A 24,530-nucleotide genomic window follows, 5' to 3' on the forward strand; every position below is an offset into this window, starting at 1 on the left:
TGCCTTCATGGGTGTCGTAGCTCCGGTTGGTAGCCTGGCGCGACAAGACTCATCAGGGCACATCCAGGGCACATACGGGCAGAAAACGGCGCTGACCAGTGAAAACTCGTGACATGAGTTTTCCCAGGTCAGCGCCATGAGCGCCGAAAACCCGCAGGTCAGCGAGGCGCTGGTGCAGTACGTGAACTACCGCTAGTCGCGGGTCGCCGCCGGGGCGGCGACAGCGCCGAGGGCGCGGTGACGAGGCTGTCCTCGTCACCGCGCCCTCGTCGTGCTGCCGGGGCGGCCGCCGTCAGTGGGCGGGAGCGGCGGCGGCCGCCGCGTCGCCGAGGGCCCTGGCCCGGTCCTTGAGGGTGGCCAGCCGGTCCGTCAGCGAGGCCGGCGGGGCCGGGGTGCCCGCCGCCGGGGGCGTGAGGCCCGGGGCGGTGACGGTCGGCGGCGGGGTGGGGAGGGTGGGCGGCGTCGGGAGCTGGCCGAGCAGGCCCTGGAGGATGCCCTCCAGCGAGCCGAGGAGCTGCTGGACGGGACCGAGGTCGACTCCGCCGAGCAGGGCGGGGACCGCCGAGAGCAGGCCGCCGACGAGATCGAGGACGCCGCCGAGGGCGGAGGTCGGGTCGGGGGCGTCGGCGGGGAGCGCGGGGGCGGACGGCACTCCCGGGGCGACGGGAGCCGCAGGAACCGCGGGAGCGCCGGGAGCGGCAGGAGCCGCCGGGATCCCCGGAGCCGTGGGCAGGGCGGGCAGTCCGGGGATGCCCGCCAGCGACACCGGGGCGGTGGGGGGCGCCGGGACGGCGGGGAGGCCGGGGACGGTCACGGGAGTCACGGAGAAGGTCGTGCGGTGGGGGGCGTCGGCTCCGTTGCCGACGGCGGCGGAGGCTGTCGCGACCGGGGTCAGCGCGAGGGCTGCGGTCAGCGCGGCGGCCATCCAGGTGGTGCGCATGGGGGATGCTTTCCTCTCGGTACAGATCGGGCGGCAGGCCTGATCCGGAGATCGGGCGTCGTGCCTGATTCACACCGTGGGGCAGCCCCATTGGCCCAGCCACCGCGTGTACGCCGAACGGTGCACGACACGCTGCGACACGCGACGACACGCGGTGGGCGGGACGACACGCGGAAGGGCCCGCCGTGGACCGGAGGGCGTCCGGCCGACCGGGCGTCAGCCGCCGGAGACCCAGGAGGCCGTGGCCCGGTGGACCCCGAGCCCGACCGCGTCGAACTCGTCCCGGTCGCCGCCGCCCTCCCCCACCCGGGCGCCGAGCCGCCGCAGGACCTGGGAGATCGGGCTGCCCTCGGCCGGAAAGGGTTCGAACTCGCCGCTGGCGACCGGGCCGAGGTCGAGCCGGCCGTCGGCCCAGACGGCGGCGCGCTGGGTGCCGGTGCCGCCGAAGTAGTCGGCCTCGACGCAGGCGATCGGCGCGGCCTTGGACCAGGCGGCGAGCCGGCGTTCGAGACCGTCCGGGAACCAGTCGAACGGGGCCGTGCCCACCGCGCGCGAGGCCGTCGGGGCGGACGCGGCCCCCGGGCCGGACGGAGTTCCGTCACCGCCGCGGAAGGCGGCCAGGAACTCGGGGGTCGCCGGTATCAGCGCCAGCCCCTGCGCGAGTGGCCGCGGGCGGGCGGCCGGAACCTCGGCGGCCGCCACCGCGACCAGCTCCGCCGGGCCGATCAGCGCCTGAAGTTCGTATGACATTCAGTCATCCTGAACCATGGCACCGACAGTCCGCCCGGCGTTTACGATTCCGTGCCCGGCCCGCCGTCGTTCCGGGAGCCGACGACCGGAGGCAGGGTCGAGGTGGGCACCGAAGCCGGAGCCGGAGCCGGAGCGGAACCGTCCACCGGGACCGGGCCGACGCCGTACAGCAGGGTGAACAGGGTCACGTCCACCGCGTCCTCGGCGGTGCTGTTCCCCTCGGCGTGCAATTCGTCGAACACCGACGCGAGTTGGCCCCGCAGCCGGAGCAGCCGCTCGGGGGCGACCCGGTAGCTGAAGTGCGAGAAGAGGCCCGACAGCGCACCCGAGTCGTCCCGGGAGAAGTCGACCCGGCCGGCCATCGCCGCGGCGCGGAAGTCACCTCGGACCCGGTCCATCGCGGCAAGCATCGCGTCGTAGGCGTCGACCCGGGTCGGGGAACCGGGCGAGAAGATCTCCGGGGCGAGCCGGAGCGACTCCTGGGCCGGGCTGTACCGGCTCTCGACGATGCCGGAGACCAGCCGGGTGCCCGCGACCCGGATCAGCCCGGCCTTCTCCAACTGCTTGATGTGGCGGTAGAGCTTGGTCTGCGGCTCGTCGAGCGCGGCCGCGATCTCCTTCGCGGTCAGCGGGCCGGTCCCGGCGGCGGCCATCAGGACGTCGAGGATCGCCAGCCGCAGCGGGTCGGCCAGGGCCTTGAGCGTGGCGGCGTCCTCCACCCGGCGCTCCTTGAGCACGGCGGGACCGGCCTCGTCCCCGCTCGCAGCGTTCAAGGCCTTCTCAAGGCTCTCGGCGTTCTCAAGGCTCTCGGCGTTCTCGGCGTTCTCGACCACGGCCTCACCCTCGCAGATGGCCGATGCTCCGGGCAATCGAACCTTCACCCTTGCGCAACCACTCACCATCACGCCATCATTCACGATGTTGTGAATGGTTACGCCGCAGTGATCGGCGGCCGACGGAGGGGCGGGCGAATGAGCACGGGCACCACAACCACGAGCACGGCGACAGCCACGACGAACGGGGCGACGCAAGCACCCCCGTCGCCCCCGCCCGTCCCCCTGCGGCGCAACTGGCGCTTCCAGGCCCTCTGGGCCGGTCAGGCCGGCTCCACCCTCGGCCTGCAGATCATCGACACTGCCTACCCGCTGCTGCTGCTGGCGCTCACCGGCTCCTCGACGCTCGCCGCCGCGTTCGGGGCGCTGCAGATCGGCGCCTCCGTGGTCTTCGGCATCCACGGCGGCTCGGTCGCCGACCGGTACGACCGTCGCCGGATCCTGATCATCGGTGACAGCACCCGGCTGATCGCCTGCGCCAGCGTCCCGCTCGCCATGGCACTGGACCGGCTCACGGTCGCGCACAGCCTGCTGGTCGCCGTGGTGGTCGGCGCGACCATCGCCTACACCGGGCCGGTCCGGCTGCTCGCGGTGCGCTCGGTGGTCCCGCCGGAGCAACTGCGGCAGGCGCTGGCGCAGGACGAGGCGCGGATGAGCGGCGCGGGCCTGATCGGGCCGCCGCTGGCGGGCGCGCTGTTCGGACTGGGCCGGGCGGCGCCGTTCGTCGGCACGACCCTCACCTCGCTGCTCGCGCTGGTCGTGGCGGTACTGGTCCGCTTCCCGGGCCGCCCGGAGTCCCCGGCCGAAGCGACCGACGCCAAGGGCACCAAGGACACCAAGGACACCGACGACACCGGGTCCGCCAAGGGCGCCGCCCTGGCCGGCTACCGCTACCTGGCGCGCAGCGCCCTGCTCCGCCCGATCCTCGCCGTCGTCCTGCTGATCAACCTCGCGGGCACCGCGATGCTGCTGCCGGTGATGGTCGTCCTGCGCGGCCAGGGCACCTCGGACGCCGGGATCGGCCTGGCGCTGGCCGGCGAGGCGGTCGGAGCGCTGGCCGGAGCCGTCCTGGTGCGCCGGCTGCACCGGCTGGCCGGCCCCGGGGTGCTGCTGCTCGCGGTGTCCTGGCTGACCGTCCCGGTGATCCTCGCCCCGCTGCTGCCCGGCGGACCGGCCACCGTCTTCGCCGGGCTGTTCCTGGTGGGCCTGGGCGTCCCGACGCTGCGGGTGATGATCGACCTCCTGGTGTTCCAGCAGGTCGAGGACGCCCTCCGGGGCCGGGTGATCGCCGCGACGATGACGATGTTCACGGTGGGGATGCCGGCCGGGATGGTCGGCAGCGGACTGCTGCTCGACCACCTGTCCCCCGCCGCCGCGCTCGGCACGGTGGCCGCGCTGCTCGCCGCGGGCCTGGTCCCGGCGACGGCCGGCCGGACGCTGCGCCGCGCCACCTGGCCGGACCGGACGGCGGCGTGACCCCGACGCGAGACACCGGCGCGAGACCCCGGCGCGGGACGCCGGCGCCCCCACCGCCCTGACCGCCCCCTCCTGACCACCACCCCCTCCTGACCACCGCTCACCCGGGCGGACGCACGCCGCATGCGGCCGCATCGCCAACCGGGTGAACTGGCCGGGTACGGCCCGCCCCGGGGCCACCCCCGGACCAGTGCTGTCGGGCCACCCCAGGAGGACCCATGAGTTCCATGGACATACCGTCGTCCGGCCGGGGCAGTCCCGGCGGCCCGTCCGGCGGCGCACCGGACGGCCCCGCGTCGCGGACGACCCGCGAGCGCGGCGGTTCGGTGGCCACCCGGATCGCGAACGCGCCCCGGATGTCCTGGCTGACGCTCGCCCTGATGACCACCAGTTCGGTGGCCAGCCTGCGCGCCGCGCCCACCATGGCGGTCTACGGCCTCGCCTGCGTCTTCCTCTACCTGCTCCCGGCCGTCGTCTTCCTGCTGCCGACCGCGCTGGTCTCGGCCGAGCTGGCGTCCGGCTGGGAGGGCGGCGTCTACCGCTGGGTGTCGGAGGGTCTGTCGAAGCCGCTCGGCTTCCTGGCCGTCTGGTGCCAGTTCGCGATGACGATCTTCTACTACCCGTCCCTGCTCGCGTACGTGGCCTCGACCATCGCCTACGTCGTCAACCCCGCGCTGGCGAGCAACGGCCTGTACACCGCGATCGTGATCATGGTGCTCTACTGGGCCGGCGTCTGGGTGTCCTCCCGGGGCACCAAGGCGGTGGCCGGACTCTCCTCGATGGGCCTGGTCATCGGGACGCTGATCCCCGGCACACTGCTGGTCGTGCTCGGCATGGTCTTCCTCGGCCAGGGCAACCAGTCCGCCGCGCCGATGAACGCCTCGCACCTGTTCCCGCAGTGGACCGGCCTGGCCAGCCTGGTGCTGATCGTCAACAACTTCCTCAGCTACTCCGGCATGGAGATGAACGCGGTGCACGTCTCCTCGCTGCGCGACCCCGCCAAGGAGTTCCCGCGCGCGATGTTCACCGCCTCGGGGATGGTGCTGGCGATCTTCATCCTCCCCGCGCTGGCGATCAGCTGGGTGGTGCCGTCCGCCGAGCTGAGCCTGACGGCCGGTGTGATGCAGGCCTTCGACTCGTTCTTCCAGTACTTCCACATCGGCTGGCTGACCCCGGTGATCGCGGTGGCGCTGGTCTCCGCCTCGCTCGGCGGCATGCTCACCTGGCTCGCCGGGCCGTCCAAGGGCCTGCTGCTGATCTCCCGCCAGGAGGGCTACCTCCCGCCGTTCCTGCAGCGGCTCAACAAAGAGGGCGTCCAGCAGAACCTGCTGGTCACCCAGGGTGTGGTCACCACCGTCATCGCCCTCGCCTACGCGCTGATCCCGAACGTCTCCAGTGCCTACTGGATCTTCTCGGTGATCACCACCCAGGTGTACCTGATCGTCTACCTGCTGATGTTCGCCGCGGCGATCCGGCTGCGCCGCACCCAGCCCGACCACCCGCGCGGCTACCACGCGCCGGCGCTGGTGCCGATCGCCGTCACCGGCCTGGTGGCCTCGGCGGCGGCGATGGCGATCGGCTTCGTGCCGTCCTCGCAGTTCGGCAGCGGCTCGGTCTGGTCGTACGTGCTGATCGTCGGCGGCGGCCTGGTGGTACTGGGTCTGCTGATCCCGTACCTGTTCCTGCGGCTGCGCAAGCCGGAGTGGCGCTCGCCCGACGCACAGGCCGAACTCGCCGCCCAGGAGGCCGCCGAACTCGGCGGAGCCGGAGCGGACGGCCCCCGGAACGACGGAGGTGCGGCATGACCGGCCCGACGGCCTCCCGGCACGACGGAGGTGCGGCATGACCAGCCTGATGGCCTCCCGGCACCGCTGGATCTACCTCGGCGCGATCGTCCTGCTGGTCGGCATGCTGATCACCGGCCTGCTCACCTACACCCAGCTGCACCAGACCAACGAGGCCAACCGCAAGGCCGAGCAGCTGAGTTCGGCGCTGGGCGCGGCCGGCTACCCGGTGCCGACGCAGAACCAGATCGTGCACACCCTGGGCGAGGACGGCGGCGCCGTCTGCGAGGACCCGGCCAACGCGCTGAAGCAGGCGCAGTGGACGTACGGCATGTCCAACGGCGCGGGCGGCCCCGGCCAGCGCCCGGTGCTCTCCGACCGCGAGGTGGTCTTCGCCGAGTCGATCGTGCTCTCGGTGTACTGCCCGGACAAGCTCGCCGCCATCAAGGACAAGATCGACGACCTCAAGCTCCACGACACCGTGCGCAACTGACGGCACCGTCCGCACCCGACGCCCGGCCCCCAGCGCCCAGCTCCCAGCTCCCAGCTCCCAGCTCCCGGAGGAGCCCCCCATGACCGACGAACTCGCCCGCCGGATCGCCGACCTGATGCCGCGGGCCAAGGCCGACCTCGCCGAGCTGGTCGCCCTCCCCTCCGTCGCCGACCCCCGCCAGTACCCGCCCGAGAACTGCCGCCGGGCCGCGGAGTGGGTCGCCGCGGCCTTCACCGAGGCCGGACTGCGCGACGTCCACCTGGAGGAGACCCCGGACGGCAGCCACGCCGTGGTGGGCCACCGCCCGCCGCCGCCCGGCGCGCCGACCGTCCTGCTCTACGCCCACTACGACGTCCAGCCCCCGCTCGACGACGCCGCCTGGACCTCCCCGCCGTTCGAGCTCACCGAGCGCGACGGCCGCTGGTACGGGCGCGGCACCGCCGACTGCAAGGGCAACATCGTCATGCACCTCACCGCGCTGCGGGCCCTCGGCGACGACCTGCCGGTCGGCCTCAAGCTGGTCGTCGAGGGCTCGGAGGAGCAGGGCACCGGCGGCCTGGAAGCCTATGTGCCGCCGCACGCCGGCGAGTTGCACGCCGACGCGCTGCTGGTCTGCGACACCGGGAACGCCGCCGTCGGCGTCCCCACCGCCACCACCTCGCTGCGCGGCCTGGCGAACGTGGTCGTCACCGTCTCCGCGCTCGGCGGCGACATGCACTCCGGCATGTTCGGCGGCCCGGCCCCGGACGCGCTGGCCGCGCTGATCCGGGTGCTCGACTCGCTGCGCGACGCCGACGGCGGCACCCGGATCGACGGGCTGGACTGCACCGGCACCTGGGTCGGGGTCGGCTACGACGAGCAGCAGTTCCGCACCGACGCCGGCGTGCTGGACGGGGTCCGGCTGACCGGCTCCGGCACCGTCGCCGACCGGCTGTGGGCCCGGCCCGCCGTCACCGTGCTCGGCATCGACTGCCCGCCGGTGGTGGGGTCCGCCGCCGCGATCCCGGCCACCGCCCGGGCCCGGGTCAGCCTGCGCGTCCCGCCCGGGACCGACCCGGGCACGGCCCGGGACGCGCTCACCGCCCACCTGGAGGCCGCCGCGCCGTGGGGCGTGCGGATCGAGGTGGCCCCGGAGAGCACCGGTGCGCCGTTCCGCGCCGCCACCGGCGGGCCGGCGTACACGGCGCTCGACAAGGCGATGCAGGAGGTCTACGGACGGCCGATGTCCTTCCTCGGACAGGGCGGTTCGATCCCGCTCTGCAATGTGTTCGCCCGGACCTTCCCGGAGGCGGAGATCATCCTGATGGGTGTCGAGGAACCGCGCTGCCTCATCCACGCGCCCAACGAGAGCGTCGACCCCTCCGAGATCGAGCACATGGCCAACGTCGAGGCGCTCTTCCTCCGGCACTACGCCGACTCGCACCGGCCGTGACCGAACGTCATCCGTACCCGTACCCGAACCCGTACTCGCACCCGTACTCGTGACGAACACGCACCACCCGTGCTGGAGTCGACCCGCAACCCGGCCCGCCCGTCGACCGCCCCGCACAGTCAGGAGACCCGCATGCCCGCGCCTGGAGAGTCCCGCATGCCCCGCCCCTTCACCGCCGAGGACTACCGCACCCGCCTCGACCGGGCCACCGCCGCGGCCACCGCCGCCGGACTCGCCGGACTGGTCGTCGGCCCCGGCCCCGACCTCGTCCACCTGACCGGCTACCGCCCGACCGCGATCACCGAACGCCTCACCGCCCTCGTCCTCACCGCCGGACGCGAGCCCGTGCTGATCGTCCCCGCCCTGGAGCGCCCCGACGCCGAACGGGCCGAGGGCGCCCCCGCCGTCCGGCTGCTCGACTGGACCGACGGCCAGGACCCGTACGCCGCCGCCGTCCCGCTGCTCGACCCGGCCGGGCGCTACGGCGTCTCCGACAACACCTGGGCGATGCACCTGCTCGGCCTCCAGTCCGCCCTGCCGGGCACCGGCTGGACCTCGCTCACCGAGACCCTGCCGATGCTGCGCGCGGTCAAGGGCCCCGACGAGCTGGAGCGCCTCGCCGCGGCCGGCGGCGCCGCCGACGCCGCCTACCGCGGCATCCTGGAGGTGGAGTTCGCCGGCCGCCGGGAGACCGACGTGGCCGCCGACCTCAGCGCGCTGCTGATCCAGTACGGGCACAGCCAGGTCGACTTCACCGTGGTCGGCTCCGGCCCCAACGGCGCCAACCCGCACCACGAGGCCGGCGAGCGGGTGATCGGGACCGGCGACACCGTCGTCCTGGACTTCGGCGGCCTCAAGGACGGCTACGGCTCCGACACCACCCGCACCGTGCACGTCGGCACCGACGTCCCGGACGAGGTGCGGAAGGTCCACGACGTCGTCCGGCAGGCGCAGCAGACCGCGTTCGAGGCCGTCCGGCCCGGGATCGCCTGCCAGGAGATCGACCGGATCGCCCGCCGGGTCATCACCGAGGCCGGGTACGGCGAGTACTTCATCCACCGCACCGGCCACGGCATCGGCATCACCACCCACGAGCCGCCGTACCTGGTCGAGGGCGAGCAGCAGCCGCTCGTGCCCGGCATGTGCTTCTCGATCGAGCCGGGGGTCTACCTGCCGGGCCGGTTCGGGGTGCGGATCGAGGACATCGTCACGGTCACCGAGCAGGGCGGCCGACGGTTCAACAACACCCCGCACGAGCTGGGCATCGTGTCCTGAGGCCGACCCGGGGCCACCCGGTCGGCCGTCCCGGCACTGCACCAACCGGGGCAATTCTGAACCCTTCCTGAACGGACCGGACGTTCGCACCGAGAGTTCTCCAAGAATGCCTTGCTAGCTTCGACCGGCATGACCAGAATGCTCCGCCCGGCGCCGCCCACCCCGTCCGCGAGCGCCGGGCGGCTGCGTCCGGCCACCGGTTCCCGGAGCGGGCCGCGCACCGGCGCCGCCGCCCGTCTCCGGCTGCTGGCGTGGCCGCTCTACCTCGCCGCCCTGCTGTGGTACCTGCGTACCTACGGCCTGCCGTACACCAATGACCTGGTCTTCCTGTGGCTGATCGGCGCACTGCTGGCCGCCGGTGTGCACAGCGGGCACGGTCCGCGCGGCTTCCTGCTGGTGCTGCGCGACTGGGTCCCGGTGATGGCCGTCGTCTGGGCGTACTCGCTGCTGCGGGGCTACGGCGCGCACACCCCCTGGGGCCCGTACCTGTGGCCGCAGCAGCGCGCCGACGAACTCCTCGGCCTCGGGGAGACCCTGACGGTCCGGCTCCAGCACGGGCTGTACACGCCCGGCTCGCCGCACTGGTACGACTACGCCTCGGTCACCGTCTACATGTCGCACTTCTTCACGGTCTTCGTGGTGCTCGCGGTGCTCTGGCGCCGCCGCCACGACCGGTTCCGGCACCTGCTCACCTGCTACCTGGTGCTGACCTTCGCCGGCTTCGCGACCTACATCCTCTACCCGGCGGTGCCGCCGTGGCTGGCCTCCCAGGAGGGGCACCTGCCGGCCCTGACCCGGGTGGTCTCGGACGTGCTCGGCGGGATCGGACTGCCCCGGGCCGCCTCGGTGTTCGAGAACGGCAGCCAGTTCGCCAACGACGTCGCGGCGATGCCCTCGCTGCACTCGGCGTACCCGGCGATGCTGCTGTTCTTCTTCTGGCCGACCGCCGCCCGGTGGCTGCGGGTGCTGCTGGTCGCCTACCCGCTCGCGATGACCTTCGCCCTGGTGTACGGGGCGGAGCACTTCCTGGTGGACGTCTTCGTCGGCTGGGCGTACGCGGCGGCGGCGGTGTACGGCGTGCGGTGGCTGCGGGAGCGGCGGCGGACCAGGTCGCTGGCGGCGAGCGGGCCGGCTCCGGCCCCGGCCGCCGCGGGGGCGGGCGTCCGGACGACGGTCCGCACCGGCAGACTGGACCCGTGACCGAGAAGCCGACCAGGGCCCCCGCGCCCGGCGCGGGGGCCAAGCCGACCGCCGAGCAACTGCTCGCCGCCCGTGACAGCACGATCGAGGACATCACCGCCCCCGGTCTGCGCGTCCTGTTCTGCGGCATCAACCCCGGGCTGTGGTCCGGCGCCACCGGCCGGCACTTCGCCCGGCCCGGCAACCGCTTCTGGCCCGCGCTGCACCGCTCCGGGTTCACGCCCCGGCAGTTCCGTCCGGACGAGCAGCGGCAGTTGCTCGACCTCGGCCTCGGCATCACCAACGTCGCCCCGCGCGCCACCGCCAAGGCCGACGAGCTGACCGCCGAGGAACTGCGCGCGGGCGGCGCGGCACTCGCCGAGCGGGTGCTGCGACTGCGGCCGCGCGCCCTGGCGGTCCTCGGCATCGGCGCCTACCGCACCGCCTTCGGCCGGCGGACGGCGTCGATCGGACGGCAGGAGCAGGGCATCGGCGACACCGCCGTCTGGGTGCTCCCCAATCCCAGCGGCCTCAACGCCCACTACACCCTGGACGCGCTGGCGGCGGAGTTCGCCGGGCTGCGCGCGGCGGTGGACCGCGCGGAGCCGGAGCGCGTCGAGCGCCCCGGGGACTGAGTCCGCCTCAGGCCGCCGCCAGCCCCTCGGGCAGCGCCCCGCCGCGCAGTTCCCGCAGCTCCCGGACCAGCGCCCGCACCGCCGCCGTGCCCGCGAGCTCCGGCGTCGTCACGTACCCGACGTACCGGCTCGGCGGGTTCGGGCCGAGGTCGGTGACCGCCAGCCCGGGCGGGGCGCCGAGCAGGGCGGTCCGGGGCATGATCGCCATCCCCAGGCCCTGGGAGACCAGGGAGACGGCCACCGTGTCGTCCTCGACGTCGATGGTCGAGGGCGGGATCCAGTCCTGCCGGCGCCACCAGTCCCGGGTGTAGGAGCCGCAGTTCTCGTCCCAGTCGACCAGCGGCAGCCCGCGCGGCGCCGGGTGCCCGGCCGGGTGCGCGAGCGCGTAGGTCTCCTCGAACAGCCGGGCCGCGACCAGACCGGGGACGGGCGGCGGCGCGGCGGGGTCGAGGGTGGCGAGGCCGAGGTCGGCCCGGCCGTCCGCGACCTCCCCGGCGGTGCCCCGGCCGATCTCGCGGACGATCCGCACCCGCGGCGTCAGCCCCGGGTGACGGGCGGTCAGCCGGGCCAGGACCGGCGGCAGCAGATGGGCGGCGACACTGCGGAACGCGGCGATCCGCAGCGTCCCGGCGACCTCCCCGGACCGGTCGCCCGCGCCGGCCGCCCGCACCTCCGGGCCCATCACCGCCAGCAGCCGCAGGATCCGCCGGGCGTACGCGACCGCCCGCTCCCCGGCCTCGGTGGGGCGCGCGCCGTGGCGCCCGCGCTCGAACAGCACCGCGCCGAGCTTCCGTTCGCAGGCGCGCACGGCGTGCGAGACGGCGGACTGGCTGCTGTCCAGGCGCGCGGCGGCGGCCGTGAAGCCCTGTTCCTCGGCCACGGCGACCAGGACGCGCAGTTCGTGCGGGGCGAGATCGGTCATAGCGGCGACGCTACCGGATCCATCGATTCCGTTCATGGAACCGGCCCATCCATCGACGGCGGCCCCTGCCCGGCCGCCCGCCGGCTCCCTACGGTGATCTTCACCGCCCCGTTGATCGTCACCAGCCGGCTGATCGCCGGCGGCGCGGTGATCGTCACCGCCCCGTTCGCACCCCCTGGAGCCCCCGTGTCCCGCCCCACCGCCCGCGTCGTCCACCTCGTCTCCCGCCCGACCGGCGAGCCCACCGCCGACAACTTCGCCTTCCTCGACGAGACCGTCCCGCCGCTCGCCACCGGCGAGGCCCTGGTCGAGAACATCCACCAGTCCGTCGACCCGTACATGCGCGAGGAGATGGACGGGACCGGCGGCTGGCGGCTGCACGCCCCGCTGGAGGGCCGCACCCTGGGCCGGGTCGTCGAGTCCCGGACGCCCGCGCTGCCCGTCGGCACCCTCGTCCACCACCGCCGGGCCTGGCGCACCCTCTCCACGGTCACCCCGGACGAGGCGACGGTCCTGCCGGACTTCGCGGGCGTCCCGCTCAGCGCCCACCTCGGCCTCCTCGGCGGCACCGGGCTGTCCGCCTGGGTCGGCCTGACCCGGATCGCCCGGCTGCGGCCCGAGGAGACGCTCTTCGTCTCGGCGGCCGCGGGCGGCGTCGGCACCGCCGCCGGCCGGATCGCCCGGCTGCTCGGCGCCGGCCGGATCGTCGGCAGCGCCGGCTCCGCCGCCAAGGTCCGCCACCTCACCGAGCAGCTCGGCTTCGACGCCGCCTTCGACTACCACGAGGCGCCGATCGCCGACCGGCTGCGCGAGGCCGCCCCGGACGGCCTGCACGTCTACTTCGACAACGTCGGCGGCGACCACCTGGAGGCCGCCATCGACACCCTGCGCGACGGCGGCCGGATCGCCTGGTGCGGGGCGGTCGCCCAGTACAACAGCCTCCAGGCGCCGCCGCCCGCGCCGCGCAACCTCTTCGACGTGGTCGGCAAGAGCCTGCGCCTGGAGGGCTTCCTGGTCCGGGACCACCTCGACGCCCGCCCCGAGCTGTACGACTTCCTCGTCCCGCACCTGCGCTCCGGTGCCGTCCGCTCGGACGAGACGGTGGTCCGGGGCTTCGAGCACGTCGTCGAGGCCTTCCTCGGCATGCTCAAGGGCGCCAACACCGGCAAGATGATCGTCCAGCTCGCCGACGAGCCCCGCTAGGACACCTCTTGGTGGGGCAGCGAGAGCTCCAGCGCCGCCAGCCGCGCCGGGTCCGCGACCACCTCGAACCCGGCCACCCGGCCGTCCGCGACCTCGAACCGCAGCAGCAGCCGCAGCCGCCCGTCCGGCGCGATCGCCGCGCAGAGCTCGCCGTCCACCAGCACCGGCACCGCGAACCGCGCCCGCCGCCCGATCACCCGGGTCTCCCGGGCCACCGCCCCGGCGCCGCGCAGCAGCACCGGCCGCCCGGCGGGCAGGGCGGCCGGATCGGCCCGGCGCACCACGTCCGGGGCGAGCACGGCGAGCAGCGCGTCCAGGTCGCCCCCGCGGGCGGCGGCCAGGAACGCCTCCACCACCTCCCGCCGCGCCGAGCCCGTCGCCGCCCCCGCCCCCGCCGACTCCCCCGTGCCCCGGACCCGCTGCCGGGCCCGGCTCGCCAGCTTCTTCGCGGCCGCCGTGTTCCGCCCGACGATCGGCCCGATCTGCTCGAACGGCACCGCGAAGCCGTCGTGCAGCACGAAGGCGACCCGCTCCGCCGGGCCCAGCCGGTCCAGCACCACCAGCATCGCCCGGCCCACCTCCTCGACCAGCTCCGCCTCCGCTTCCGGGCCGTCCACCGCCTCCTCGACCACCACCGGCTCCGTCCGCCGCCCCCGCAGCACGTCCAGGCAGATCCGCGACACCACCGTGGTCAGCCACCCCGGCAGGTTCTCCAGCTCCGCCGCGTCCACCCGTTCCAGCCGCAGCCAGGCCTCCTGCACGGCGTCCTCGGCCTCCGCCGTCGACCCGAGCATCCGCCGCGCCACCGCCCCCAGCCGCCCCCGCTCGGCCTCGAACCGCACCGCCAGCTCCTCGCGCCCGTCCATCGGTCACCTTTCCGTCCGCACCCTCGTCACGGGGTTGACGATGCCCACTCCCCGAAGGTGACCAGGAGCCCTCCCATGCCCGCCTTGCTCCACCTCGACTCCAGCGCGAGCCCGCTCGACCGGTCCGTCAGCCGGCGTCTGACCGCCCGCTTCGCCCGCGCCTGGCGGGCCCGCCACCCCGACGCCGGCTACCGCCACCGCGACCTCGCCGCCGACCCGGTCCCGTTCGTCGGCCCCGGCTACGCCTCGCTCGGCATCCGCGTCGAACGCCGGTCCGCCCCCGTCCCGCTGCCCGACGTCCACACCCTCGCGACCACCCCCGAGGAACAGCACGAGTGGTCCCTCACCCACCCCCTGATCACCGAGTTGCACGCCGCCGACACCCTGCTGCTGGGCGTCCCGATGTACAACTTCACCGTCCCCGCCGCCCTCAAGGCCTGGATCGACCGGATCACCTTCCCCGGCGCCCACACCGGCCGCCTCACCGCCACCCGCGTCGTCGTGGTCACCGCCCGCGGCGGCGGCTACGGCCCCGGCACCCCGCGCGAGCCCTTCGACTTCCAGACCCCGTACCTGCGCGCCTGGTTCACCGAACACCTCGGCGTCCCGGACGCCAACCTCCGCTTCGTCCACGCCGAACTCACCCGCGCCACCGACATCCCCGCCCTCACCCCCTACCGCGACCTCGCCACCACCTCCCTCGGCACCGCCCGCACCACCCTGACCACCCTCGCCGACGCCTGAACCCGGCGCCCGAGCCCCGCGCCCGAACCCGGCGCCCTGACCCCGCGCCCGAACCCGGCGCCCGGAACGCGAAAGGGCCGGCGGGAACACCCGCCGGCCCTTCCACGACCCTTCCTACCGCCCGCCCCAGGGCTCGTCCGTCGACACGATCTCCCGCCCCAGCGGCGTCAGCGACACCGGGATGAGCTTGAGGTTGGCCCACCCGAACGGGATCCCGATGATCGAGAGGAACAGCGGAATGCTGGTGATCAGATGCATCAGCGCCAGCCACCACCCCGCGCACACCAGCCAGATCACGTTCCCGACGCACGACGGCGCCCCGGCGTCCGGCCGCTCCACGGCCGTCCGCCCGAACGGCCAGATCACGAAGCCGGCCAGCCGGAACGACGCGATGCCGAAGGGGATGGTGATGATCAGGATGCAGCAGATGACGCCGGCGATCACATAGCCGATCGCCATCCAGATGCCGCAGAAGATCAGCCAGATCACGTTGAGAACGAAGTCGATCACCTTCATGTCCGGCACCCTCTCACGCACGACGACTGCCCCCTACGACCCCGATGCCCGCCGAGCTGCGTGTCTACGCGCCGCGGGGCCGCACCTCAGGGACAACTCGGGGTGCGGGTTCGGGGCGGTCAGCGCTTCCGGGCGCGGTGCTCCCTGAGCAGGGCGGTGAGGCGGGCCGGGTCGGCGGCGCCGTTGAGCTCGGCGAGCAGTGCGTCGGGGCAGAGCTCGTAGTGGTCGCCCCACCAGCGGTCGGCCTTGTTGTCCCGGATCCGGTAGCCGCCGGGGACACCCCGGGCCACGTAGCGACGCTTGGCCATGGCAGGACGGTAGACCGGGGGCCGCTCCGGGCGCCACCGGGTTCAGAGCGGGGTGACGGCCTTGAGGACGAGGAGGAGGGCGACGGCCGCGTTGAGGGCGCAGAGGGCGGAGGCCGCGGTGCCGAGCGCGGCGACCAGGGCGGCGAGGCCGGCGGGGGTGCGGGCGGGGGGCCAGTTGCGGGCACTGGGGACGGGGCCGAGGAGGGCGGCGACCCGGCGGGGAACGGGGCCGGGGGCCGCGAAGGCGGGGAACACCGTGTACGCGGCGGGCGCCGTGCGCGAGGCGAGGGCGGCCCGGGCGACGGCGCGCGCGGTGATCCGGCGGTCGCCGACGGCCTGCGCGGACTCCTCGTCGGCCCAGCGCTCCGCGCTGTAGGCGACGGCCCGCTGGAGCGGCCGCAGGAACGGGTTGACGCAGCCGGCCAGCTGGGTGGCCAGCAGGTGGCGGTGGTGCCGGTGGGTGAGGTGGGCGCGTTCGTGCGCGAGCAGCGCGGCCCGCTCGTCCTCGGCCAGGCCTTCGAGCATGCCGGTGGAGACGACCACCCGCCCGGGCGAGCGCGGCGAGCCGGGCAGCGCGTAGGCGTACGGCGCCGGGTCGGGCAGCAGGGCGACGTCGGAGGCGGCGGGCAGGGCGCGGCCGAGCGCGCGCCGGGCGCGGGCCCGGATCCGCAGGTGCCGGACCAGCGTGCGGCCCACGGCGAGCAGGACGACGGCGAGGACGATCAGCGCCGCCGTGCCGACAGTCTCGTGGTAGGGCAGGGCGTCCCTGACCTCGGGGTCGGACCAGCTGTCGGGCAGCGGGTTGCCGGGGAGCTGCGCGGTGCCGACGACGCCGATCAGGCCGAGGCTGACCGCGCTGCACAGCGCCATCACGATGCTGAACCCGGTGAGCAGCCGGGCGGCGCCGCGCGGGTGGAGGTGCTGCTCGGTGAGGCGGGCGATGGGCAGCGCCGTCAGCGGCAGGACGAGCGGGAGGAAGACGAAGAAACCCACGGTGAGGAGGTCAGCCTTCGCGGTCGGGGGCCGGGGCGACGGCACTGTCGAGCAGGGTGCGCAGCAGTTCCTCGTCGTGCGGGAGCAGGGCGGTGACGAAGCTGGCGAGCACGGCGTCCCGGTCGGGTTCGCCGTCCAGGACGCGGCGCATCCGCAGGGCGGCGAGGCCGGCCGCGTCCGAGGAGGCCTGCCAGAGGTAGGAGCGGCCGGAGCGGGACCGGCTGACGGCGCCCTTGGCGTGCAGCCGGGAGAGGATCGTCATCACGGTGGTGTAGGCGAGGTCGCCGTCGAGGCGTTCCTGGACCCAGCCGGCGGTGGCGGGGCCGGGGGCGTGCTGGAGCACCGCCAGTACCTGGGCCTCCAGTTCGCCCTGGCCGCGCCGCCGGGCCCGCGGGTCGCCGGCCACCGGGGCGTTGGTGTCCTCTGCGGTGTCCGCGGTGTCCTCTGCCATGCCGGTCATCCTAACGAGAGGGCGGGGAGCCGGGAATCAGCGCTGTGGTTCGCGGACGTTCCGCTGCCGGTCGAGTGCGGCGATCCCGGGGTGGTGGAGGTCGAAGGCCGGGGATTCGGAGCGGATCCGGGGCAGGGTGGTGAAGTTGTGCCGGGGCGGCGGGCAGGAGGTGGCCCATTCCAGCGAGCGGCCGTAGCCCCACGGGTCGTCGGCGGTGACCCGCCGCCCGTTCCGGGCGGTGTGCCAGACGTTGTACAGGAACGGCAGGGTGGAGATGCCGAGCAGGAAGGAGCCGATGCTGGAGACGGTGTTGAGGGTGGTGAAGCCGTCGGTGGCGAGGTAGTCGGCGTAGCGGCGGGGCATGCCTTCGGCGCCGAGCCAGTGCTGGACCAGGAAGGTGCTGTGGAAGCCGACGAAGAGGGTCCAGAAGTGGACCCGCCCGAGCCGCTCGTCGAGCATCCGGCCGGTGAACTTGGGCCACCAGAAGTGGAAGCCGGCGAACATCGCGAAGACCACCGTCCCGAACACCACGTAGTGGAAGTGCGCGACGACGAAGTACGAGTCGGAGACGTGGAAGTCGATCGGCGGCGCGGCCAGCAGCACCCCGGTGAGGCCGCCGAAGAGGAAGGTGACCAGGAAGCCGACCGTCCACAGCATCGGGGCCTCGAAGCTGAGCGAGCCCCGCCACATGGTGCCGATCCAGTTGAAGAACTTCACCCCGGTGGGCACCGCGATCAGCATCGTCATGACGGCGAAGAACGGCAGCAGGACCTGTCCGGTGACGAACATGTGGTGCGCCCAGACGGTGATCGACAGGCCGGTGATGGCGATGGTCGCGGCGATCAGGCCGGTGTAGCCGAAGACCGGTTTGCGGCTGAACACCGGGATGATCTCGGTGACGATGCCGAAGAACGGCAGCGCGATGACGTAGACCTCCGGGTGTCCGAAGAACCAGAACAGGTGCTGCCAGAGCAGCGCCCCGCCGTTGGCCGCGTCGAAGGCGTGCGAGCCGAACCGCCGGTCGGACTCCAGGCAGAGCAGCGCGGCCGCCAGGACCGGGAAGGCGAAGAGCACCAGGACGGCGGTGAGCAGGGTGTTCCAGACGAAGATCGGCATCCGGAACATCGTCATCCCGGGGGCGCGGAAGCAGATGATCGTGGTGACGAAGTTGACCGAGCCGAGGATGGTGCCGAAGCCGGAGAAGGCCAGGCCCATGATCCACAGGTCCGCGCCGATGCCGGGGCTGTGCTCGGCGCTGTTGAGCGGCGCGTAGGCGAACCAGCCGAAGTCGGCCGCGCCGTCCGGGGTGAGGAAGCCGAAGACGGCGATCAGCGAGCCGAACAGGTAGAGCCAGTAGGCGAGCGCGTTCAGCCGGGGGAAGGCGACGTCGGGGGCGCCGAGCTGCAGCGGCATGATCCAGTTGGCGAACCCGGCGAACAGCGGGGTCGCGAACATCAGCAGCATGATCGTGCCGTGCATGGTGAAGAGCTGGTTGAACTGCTCGTTGGAGAGCAGTTGCAGCCCGGGGCGGGCCAGCTCGATCCGCATCAGCATCGCCATCAGCCCGCCGACCAGGAAGAACACGAAGGCGGTGGTGAGGTAGAGGGTGCCGATCCGTTTGTGGTCGGTGGTGGTCAGCCAGCCGACCAGGGCCCGGCCGCGCCGGCGACGGGCGGCGGCGCGGCGCCGTTCGAGGTGCGGGGCGCGCGAACGGCGTGGGGGCCGCTCCACGGGGTCCTTCGGCAGAAGAGTCACGTGCCGCGCCTTCCAGGTCCGGGCAGGGGTCGGACCAGCAGTACCGGTCGGCCCGCCGGGGCGGCCGGGGGCGCGCGGGGCGGGTCACCCGAACAGGTGCGGTCCGGTTGCCGGGCGGCGGCGACGGGCGGACGGTCGAACCCCGGACATCCGTTCGAGTGAGTTCCGGGTCGGCGGCCCCGCATCCGGGCGCTCCGGCCCGGGCCCGAGGACCCGGATTCGAGGAGGTCCCATGAGCAGCACCACGCCGCCGACCCCGCCGACGCCCCCGCCGCCGGGCGCGACGCCACCCCCCGGAGCGGGGGCCCGACCGGCCGGCCCGGCCACGCCGCCGCCACGGCACGGCGCCAGCGGCTGGGTGACCGGCGGGGTGCTCTTCGCCGGTGTGCTGATGATGATGAACGGCGTGCTCGACGTGACCCGGGGCATCATGGCGATCGCCGAGGACGACGTCTTCGTCACCACCAGGAACTACGTGTTCCAGTTCAGCCTCACCGGCTGGGGCTGGATCCATCTGATCATCGGCGCGCTGATCGCGGTCACCGGTTTCTTCGTGGTCAGAGGCGCCGTCTGGGCGCAGTACGTCGGTATCGGCCTGGTGGTGCTGGGCGGGATCGAGAGCTTCCTCTCGCTGCCGTACTACCCCATCTGGTCGGTGATCGTGCTGGCCCTGGACGTGTTCATCATCTGGGCGCTGTGCACCAACGCCCAGGACCACGCCTGACCCGGACCCCGTCCGGCCGAGGACCGGCTGTCGCCGACGTGCCCCGCCCGGGCACGCGGACGACGGCCGGTCCTCGGCCGCGGGGCACCGCCCGGACGGGGCACGCCTCAGACCCGTGCCCGCTGGGTGAGCGCGATGCAGAGCAGCACCACCACCGCCGTCACCGGCGCGGCGGCCGGCAGCACCTCGCCGAGCAGCAGCACCGACCAGATCAGCGTCAGCAGTGGCTGCGCCAGCTGGAGCTGACTCGCCCTCGGCACGCCGATCGCCGCCATCCCCCGGTACCAGACCACGAACCCGCCGAACTGCGACACCACCGCCGTGTACGCCAGCCCGGCCAGCGCCTTCCCGCCCAACTCCACCGGCTCGGCGGGCAGCGCCAGCGCCGTGGTCAGCACGGTGACCGGCAGCGCCGCGACCACCGCCCAGCCGATCACCTGCCAGCCGGGCAGCTCCCGGGAGATCCGCCCGCCCTCCGCGTACCCGGCCGCGCAGACCAGCAGCGCCGCGAACAGGTACAGGTCGGCGAGGCCGGGCCGCCCGTGGCTCTGCAGCAGGGTGAAGCCGAGCACGGCCACCGCCCCGGCCAGGGCCGCGCCCCAGAACAGCCGGGACGGCCGGGCGCCGGAGCGGCCCGCCCGGAGCGCGGCGACGGCCGCGGTGGCCAGCGGCAGCACCCCGATGACGACCGCCGAGTGCGCGGTCGAGGAGGTGCGCAGGGCCAGCGTGGTGAGCAGCGGGAAGCCGAGGACGCAGCCCGCCGAGACCACCAGCAGGCCGGGCCAGTGCCGCCGCTCGGGCAGTGGGACGCGGGCCGCCGCCAGGCAGAGCGCGGCGAGCACTCCGGCGAGCAGGCCGCGCAGGCCGGTCGCGGTCCAGGGGCCGAAGCCGGTCAGCGCCCAGGCGGTGGCGGGGAAGCTGAAGGAGAAGCAGAGGACGCCCAGGGCGGCCTGCGCGGTACCGGCGGAGCCCCCGGCCCCGGGTGCGGCCTTCGGCGGCGCGGTCGCCCCTGCGGCGGCCGGGGCCGTAGCGGGCCGGTCCGCTATCGCCGAACGAAGGGTAGCGCTATCTTGTACTCTCATGAGTGAGCGTAGCAGTGTGACCGAACTCGCCGACAGTCTGCGACGGGAAGTCGAGCGCTACCCGGAAGGACGGAAGCTGCCGTCGAGCCGGGCCCTGATGGAACGCCACCAGGTCAGCCCGGGCACGGTCTCCCGCGCCATCGCCGTGCTCTCCGCCGAGGGGCTCGTCGTCTCCCGCCCGGGCGCCGGGGTGTTCCGCTCGGCGGCCTTCACGACCGGCCCCGCTACCGGCCCCGCTACCGGCTCCGCGACCGGCGCCCGCCGGGCCCCGTCCGGTACCGCCCGGCCCGGCGACCTCTCCTGGCAGGAGATCGCCCTCAGCAGCGAGACCGGACCGCGCGACCTGCTGGCCGCCCCGGTGTTCGCCACCCTGCGGGTACCGCCGCCCGACGTCATCGACCTCAACAGCGGCTACCCGCACTCCTCCCTGCTGCCCGAACGGCTGCTCGCCGCCGCCCTGGCCCGGGCCGGACGCCGCCCCGGCGCCTGGGAGCGCCCGCCCACCGACGGCCTCACCGAGCTGCGCGGCTGGTTCGCCCGCGACATCGGCGGCCACGACGGGCCGATCGCCACCGGGGACGTCCTGCTCACCTCCGGCGGGCAGAGCGGCCTCACCGTGGCGATGCGCTCCCTCGCGGCGCCCGGCGCGCCGGTCCTGGTGGAGTCGCCGACCTACCCGGGCATCCTGGCGGTGGTCCGGGCGGCCGGACTGCGGCCCGTCCCGGTGCCGGTCGACGCCGACGGCGTCCGCACCGACCTGCTGGCGGAGGCCTTCGAGGCCACCCGCGCGCGGGTCTTCGTCTGCCAGCCGCTGTTCCAGAACCCGACCGGCGCGGTGCTCTCCCCCGAGCGCCGGGCCGAGGTGCTCCGGATCGCCCGGGCGGCCGGGGCCTTCGTGGTCGAGGACGACTTCTCCCGGCTGCTGGTGCACGCGGACGCCCCCGCTCTGCCCCGGCCGCTCGCCGCCGACGACCGCGACGGGGTGGTGGTGCACCTGCGTTCGCTCACCAAGGCCGCCTCGCCCAACCTGCGGGTCGGCGCCCTCACCGCGCGCGGCCCGGCCCTGGCCCGACTGCGGGCCACCCAGGTGGTGGACAGCTTCTTCGTGCCCCGGCCGCTCCAGGAGGCGACCCTGGAACTCGTCGCCGACCCGGGCTGGGCCCGTCACCTGCGCACCCTGGGCACCGAGCTGCGCAACCGCCGCACCGCCGCCGTCGCCGCCCTGCACCGCGAGCTGCCGGGCGTGCTCGGCAGCTACCGCCCCGGCGGCTACCACCTGTGGCTGCGGCTCCCCGAGGGCGTCGACGACGGTGTGCTCGCCGCCGCCGCCATGCGGGCCGGCGTCCAGGTGACCCCCGGCCGCCCGTACCACCCGGCCGAACCGCCGGCCGCCAATCTGCGGCTCAGCTACGCCGCCGCCGAGAACTCCGCCCAGGTGGTGGAGGGGATCCACCGGCTCCGGGCGGTCCTGGACGAGGTCGCGACCGGCTGACGGCCGCCGCGGCCCCGTCCGGTGCCGCTACCGGTGGCCGGCCATCCGCTCCAACCGGGCGATCCGCTCGGCCATCGGCGGATGGGTGGAGAACAGCTTCGTCCCGGCCTCGCCCGGCCGGAACGGGCTGGCGATCATCATGTGGCTGGCGGTCTTGATCTGCGGCTCCGGCGGCAGCGGCAGCTGCCGGGTGCCCGCGTCCAGCTTGCGCAGCGCGCTCGCCAGGGCCAGCGGGTCCCCGGTGATCCGGGCCCCGTCGGCGTCGGCCTGGTACTCCCGGGAACGGCTGACCGCCAGCTGGATCAGCGAGGCGGCGACCGGGCCGAGGATCATGATCGCGAGCAGCCCGAACAGGCCCGGGCCGTCGTCGTCGTCACCCCGGCCGAACGGGATCAGCCAGGCGAAGTTCACCAGGAACATCACCACCGAGGCGAGCGCGCCGGCCACCGAGGAGATCAGGATGTCCCGGTTGTAGACGTGGCTCAGCTCGTGGCCGAGGACTCCGCGCAGCTCGCGCTCGTCGAGCAGCTGCAGGATGCCGTCGGTGCAGCAGACCGCCGCGTTGCGCGGGTTGCGGCCGGTGGCGAAGGCGTTCGGGGCCGGGGTCGGCGAGATGTAGAGCCGGGGCATCGGCTGGCGCGCCGAGGTGGAGAGCTCCCGGACGATCCGGTACAGCCGGGGCGCCTCGATCTCGCTCACCGGGCGGGCCCGCATGGCGCGCAGGGCGAGCTTGTCGCTGTTCCAGTAGGCGTAGGCGTTGGTGCCGAGGGCGACCAGCAGGGCGATCACGAAGCCCGTACGGCCGAAGAAGGAGCCGATCACCAGGATCAGCGCCGAGAGGCCCCCGAGCAGGGCGGCGGTCCTCAGTCCGTTGTGCCGGCGATGCACGGGTGGCCCTCCAATGGTGCGTGGGGAAGCCCTTTCTGCCTCGTCCCTCCTGCCCGGTCAACGGGTGGGGGCCGGGGCCTTGTTCCCTTGTGACCGGCATGACACCCGACCGGGGGACGGCGCCCCGCCCCGGCGCGTCCGCCGGGCGGGGTTCAGAACAGCGAACCGCCGACCACCTGGAGCACCAGCTGCGGGGCCACCGAGAGCACCACCGCGACCGAGGCGGTGAGGCCCAGGGTGGCGGTCAGCGACACCGGCAGGCGCCGCTCGGCGGCCGCGGCCGAACGCTCCGCCGCCCCCTCCGCGGGGGCCGCGTCCGGGGCCGGGGCGAACAGCACGGCGGTCCAGCGCAGGTAGTAGTACAGCGCGACGACCACATTGACGGCCATCACCACGGCCAGCCAGCCCAGCCCGGCGTCGACGGCGGCGCGGAACACCACGACCTTGCCGAACAGGCCGATCACGCCCGGCGGCAGCCCGGCCAGGCAGAGCAGGAAGAAGGCCAGCGCCAGCGCCGTCCAGCGACGCCGGGCGAACAGCCCGCGGAAGTCGTCCACCCCGGCCTCGGAACGGCGGCCGACCGCCGCCACCACACCGAAGGCGCCCAGGTTGACCACGCCGTAGATCAGCGCGTAGGCGGCGGTGGCGCCCAGCGGGTCGGCCGTGGTCGGCGCGTAGCCGGCCGCGGCCAGCGGCACCAGCAGGTAGCCGGCCTGGCCCACCGAGGACCAGGCGAGCAGCCGGACCGCGCTGTACCGGGTGTCGAAGCGCTGGCGCAGCGCACCCGCGTTGCCGACCGTCATGGTGACGGCGGCCAGCACCGCGAGCACCAGGCCCCAGGTGTGCGCGTACGGGCGGAAGGCGATGGTGGTGACCAGCGCCAGTCCGGCCAGACCGGCCGCCTTGCCGACCACCGAGAGGTAGCCGGCCACCGGCAGCGGGGCGCCGGTGTAGGTGTCCGGCACCCAGAAGTGGAACGGCACGGCGGCGACCTTGAAGGCGAAGCCGACCAGCGTGAGCACGGCTCCCGCCTCGGCCAGCGGCTTCAGCTGCGCGGGGGCGTGCTCCAGTCCGGTGGCGACGGCACCCAGGTGCAGGCTGCCGCTCGCCGCGTAGACGAAGCCGACGCCGAGCAGCATCACGGCCGTCGCGGTGACGGAGGACAGGAAGAACTTGAGCGCGGCCTCGGCGCCCCGGCCGTCCCGGCGCAGCGCGACCAGGGCGAAGGCGGGCAGCGAGGCCACCTCCAGGGCGATCACCAGGGTGGCGAGATCGCGGGAGGCGGGCAGCAGCGCGGCGCCGGTGGCGCTGGAGAGCAGCAGGAACCAGTACTCACCGCCGGGCAGCTTCTCGCGCTCCACCGTGTGGGCGGACAGCAGGGCGGCGATCAGCGCGCCGCCGAGCGCGAGCAGCTGGAAGACCAGCGCGAAGTGGTCGGCGACGTAGGAGCAGCCGCCCGCGGCAGCGCCGCTGATCGATGGAGTGTCAGTGGCCCCTGTTACGTTCTGCGCACAGAAGGTGGCTCGGGGTGATCCACCGGTGAGCGGGAGGAGCGAGACGAGGGCGAGGGCGAGTCCGGCGGCGGTGAGCCGGCCCAGCCAGCGCTTGTGCCGCGCGGGCAGGAAGAGGTCGGTGACCAGCACGGCGAGGGCGGCCAGCGCGGCGATCAGCGGGGGCGCGATCGCCAGCCAGTCCACGGACTGGATCAGGCTGCCCGGGTTGGCGACGGCGAGGGAGGTCACAGTGGTCTGCCCCGTGGAGTGAGATCCGAGTGCGGTGCCGAGCATGG

Annotated in this window: 24 protein-coding genes; 11 read left to right on the forward strand and 13 right to left on the reverse strand. The window is 74.2% G+C overall.

Going from position 1 to position 24,530, the window contains the following annotated elements; genetic code table 11:
- Positions 1 to 292: 292 nt before the first annotated feature.
- From ACW14Y_RS18305 to ACW14Y_RS18315, 3 genes are all read right to left on the reverse strand, one after another.
- The gene (locus ACW14Y_RS18305) at positions 293 to 940 is read right to left on the reverse strand and encodes a hypothetical protein (RefSeq protein WP_456987670.1); all 648 of its coding nucleotides are present in this window, start codon (positions 938 to 940) and stop codon (positions 293 to 295) included.
- Positions 941 to 1,156: 216 nt separating this feature from the next.
- The gene (locus ACW14Y_RS18310) at positions 1,157 to 1,690 is read right to left on the reverse strand and encodes a hypothetical protein (RefSeq protein WP_456987672.1); all 534 of its coding nucleotides are present in this window, start codon (positions 1,688 to 1,690) and stop codon (positions 1,157 to 1,159) included.
- A gap of 41 nt (positions 1,691 to 1,731) precedes the next feature.
- A complete protein-coding gene (locus ACW14Y_RS18315) occupies positions 1,732 to 2,523 on the reverse strand; it encodes an ArsR/SmtB family transcription factor (RefSeq protein WP_456987674.1) in 792 nt (263 codons plus the stop codon).
- 138 nt (positions 2,524 to 2,661) lie between these two features.
- On the opposite strand from ACW14Y_RS18315, the gene ACW14Y_RS18320 reads away from it, so the two are divergent.
- From ACW14Y_RS18320 to mug, 7 genes are all read left to right on the forward strand, one after another.
- Positions 2,662 to 3,999 (forward strand): MFS transporter, encoded by a 1,338-nt coding sequence (locus ACW14Y_RS18320; RefSeq protein WP_456987676.1) that lies wholly within the window; start codon positions 2,662 to 2,664, stop codon positions 3,997 to 3,999.
- 356 nt (positions 4,000 to 4,355) lie between these two features.
- Positions 4,356 to 5,804: an APC family permease gene (locus ACW14Y_RS18325; RefSeq protein ID WP_380384659.1), complete on the forward strand. Its 1,449-nt coding sequence runs from the start codon at positions 4,356 to 4,358 to the stop codon at positions 5,802 to 5,804.
- Positions 5,805 to 5,841: 37 nt separating this feature from the next.
- Positions 5,842 to 6,276: a hypothetical protein gene (locus ACW14Y_RS18330; protein ID WP_380303053.1), complete on the forward strand. Its 435-nt coding sequence runs from the start codon at positions 5,842 to 5,844 to the stop codon at positions 6,274 to 6,276.
- Between the two features lie 79 nt (positions 6,277 to 6,355).
- Positions 6,356 to 7,708 (forward strand): dipeptidase, encoded by a 1,353-nt coding sequence (locus ACW14Y_RS18335; protein WP_402722397.1) that lies wholly within the window; start codon positions 6,356 to 6,358, stop codon positions 7,706 to 7,708.
- A gap of 132 nt (positions 7,709 to 7,840) precedes the next feature.
- Entirely contained in the window at positions 7,841 to 8,983 is a 1,143-nt protein-coding gene (locus tag ACW14Y_RS18340) for a M24 family metallopeptidase (RefSeq protein ID WP_380384421.1), read from the forward strand.
- A 129-nt stretch (positions 8,984 to 9,112) separates the two neighbouring features.
- A complete protein-coding gene (locus ACW14Y_RS18345; RefSeq protein ID WP_456987679.1) occupies positions 9,113 to 10,183 on the forward strand; it encodes a phosphatase PAP2 family protein in 1,071 nt (356 codons plus the stop codon).
- Positions 10,180 to 10,797, forward strand: coding sequence for a G/U mismatch-specific DNA glycosylase (gene mug / locus ACW14Y_RS18350; protein ID WP_380303059.1), 618 nt, complete (start codon positions 10,180 to 10,182; stop codon positions 10,795 to 10,797). Before ACW14Y_RS18345 ends, mug begins: the two co-directional genes overlap by 4 nt.
- A gap of 7 nt (positions 10,798 to 10,804) precedes the next feature.
- On the opposite strand, the gene ACW14Y_RS18355 is transcribed toward mug, so the two are convergent.
- Positions 10,805 to 11,719 (reverse strand): LysR family transcriptional regulator, encoded by a 915-nt coding sequence (locus tag ACW14Y_RS18355; RefSeq protein WP_380303060.1) that lies wholly within the window; start codon positions 11,717 to 11,719, stop codon positions 10,805 to 10,807.
- Between the two features lie 186 nt (positions 11,720 to 11,905).
- Between ACW14Y_RS18355 and ACW14Y_RS18360 the strand changes: the two genes are divergently transcribed.
- A complete protein-coding gene (locus ACW14Y_RS18360; RefSeq protein ID WP_380303080.1) occupies positions 11,906 to 12,922 on the forward strand; it encodes an NADP-dependent oxidoreductase in 1,017 nt (338 codons plus the stop codon).
- On the opposite strand, the gene ACW14Y_RS18365 is transcribed toward ACW14Y_RS18360, so the two are convergent.
- The gene (locus ACW14Y_RS18365; protein WP_456987682.1) at positions 12,919 to 13,788 is read right to left on the reverse strand and encodes a sigma-70 family RNA polymerase sigma factor; all 870 of its coding nucleotides are present in this window, start codon (positions 13,786 to 13,788) and stop codon (positions 12,919 to 12,921) included. The two genes, ACW14Y_RS18360 and ACW14Y_RS18365, sit on opposite strands and share 4 nt — an antisense overlap.
- A 75-nt stretch (positions 13,789 to 13,863) precedes the next feature.
- Between ACW14Y_RS18365 and ACW14Y_RS18370 the strand changes: the two genes are divergently transcribed.
- On the forward strand, positions 13,864 to 14,532 hold the full coding sequence (locus tag ACW14Y_RS18370; protein ID WP_456987684.1) for an FMN-dependent NADH-azoreductase: 669 nt from the start codon (positions 13,864 to 13,866) through the stop codon (positions 14,530 to 14,532).
- A 114-nt stretch (positions 14,533 to 14,646) separates the two neighbouring features.
- On the opposite strand, the gene ACW14Y_RS18375 is transcribed toward ACW14Y_RS18370, so the two are convergent.
- The 5 genes from ACW14Y_RS18375 to ctaD all read right to left on the reverse strand — a co-directional run bounded on the left by ACW14Y_RS18375 (position 14,647) and on the right by ctaD (position 18,531).
- Positions 14,647 to 15,048 carry a YccF domain-containing protein gene (locus ACW14Y_RS18375; protein WP_360018633.1) on the reverse strand — a complete coding sequence of 134 codons (402 nt, stop codon included), beginning with the start codon at positions 15,046 to 15,048 and terminating at the stop codon, positions 14,647 to 14,649.
- 119 nt (positions 15,049 to 15,167) lie between these two features.
- Complete coding sequence (locus ACW14Y_RS18380) at positions 15,168 to 15,356, reverse strand: hypothetical protein (protein ID WP_380384430.1); 189 nt, start codon at positions 15,354 to 15,356, stop codon at positions 15,168 to 15,170.
- Between the two features lie 42 nt (positions 15,357 to 15,398).
- Entirely contained in the window at positions 15,399 to 16,349 is a 951-nt protein-coding gene (locus ACW14Y_RS18385; protein ID WP_380303068.1) for a M48 family metalloprotease, read from the reverse strand.
- Between the two features lie 10 nt (positions 16,350 to 16,359).
- Entirely contained in the window at positions 16,360 to 16,800 is a 441-nt protein-coding gene (locus ACW14Y_RS18390) for a BlaI/MecI/CopY family transcriptional regulator (RefSeq protein WP_380303070.1), read from the reverse strand.
- A gap of 36 nt (positions 16,801 to 16,836) precedes the next feature.
- A complete protein-coding gene (ctaD, locus tag ACW14Y_RS18395) occupies positions 16,837 to 18,531 on the reverse strand; it encodes an aa3-type cytochrome oxidase subunit I (RefSeq protein WP_380439434.1) in 1,695 nt (564 codons plus the stop codon).
- A gap of 256 nt (positions 18,532 to 18,787) precedes the next feature.
- Between ctaD and ACW14Y_RS18400 the strand changes: the two genes are divergently transcribed.
- Positions 18,788 to 19,279, forward strand: coding sequence for a DUF7144 family membrane protein (locus ACW14Y_RS18400; RefSeq protein ID WP_380303072.1), 492 nt, complete (start codon positions 18,788 to 18,790; stop codon positions 19,277 to 19,279).
- Between the two features lie 107 nt (positions 19,280 to 19,386).
- Here ACW14Y_RS18400 and ACW14Y_RS18405 read toward each other — a convergent pair whose 3' ends face one another.
- A complete protein-coding gene (locus ACW14Y_RS18405) occupies positions 19,387 to 20,361 on the reverse strand; it encodes a DMT family transporter (RefSeq protein WP_456987688.1) in 975 nt (324 codons plus the stop codon).
- Here ACW14Y_RS18405 and ACW14Y_RS18410 point away from each other — a divergent pair.
- The gene (locus ACW14Y_RS18410) at positions 20,360 to 21,853 is read left to right on the forward strand and encodes an aminotransferase-like domain-containing protein (RefSeq protein WP_456987690.1); all 1,494 of its coding nucleotides are present in this window, start codon (positions 20,360 to 20,362) and stop codon (positions 21,851 to 21,853) included. The two genes, ACW14Y_RS18405 and ACW14Y_RS18410, sit on opposite strands and share 2 nt — an antisense overlap.
- 27 nt (positions 21,854 to 21,880) lie before the next feature.
- Here ACW14Y_RS18410 and htpX read toward each other — a convergent pair whose 3' ends face one another.
- Together htpX and ACW14Y_RS18420 are read right to left on the reverse strand one after the other, a co-directional pair.
- Positions 21,881 to 22,741 carry a zinc metalloprotease HtpX gene (gene htpX / locus ACW14Y_RS18415; RefSeq protein ID WP_030393858.1) on the reverse strand — a complete coding sequence of 287 codons (861 nt, stop codon included), beginning with the start codon at positions 22,739 to 22,741 and terminating at the stop codon, positions 21,881 to 21,883.
- Between the two features lie 152 nt (positions 22,742 to 22,893).
- A complete protein-coding gene (locus tag ACW14Y_RS18420) occupies positions 22,894 to 24,528 on the reverse strand; it encodes an NADH-quinone oxidoreductase subunit N (protein WP_380383360.1) in 1,635 nt (544 codons plus the stop codon).
- Positions 24,529 to 24,530 lie beyond the last annotated feature (2 nt).

It is taken from the genome of Kitasatospora sp. cg17-2 (assembly GCF_054031055.1).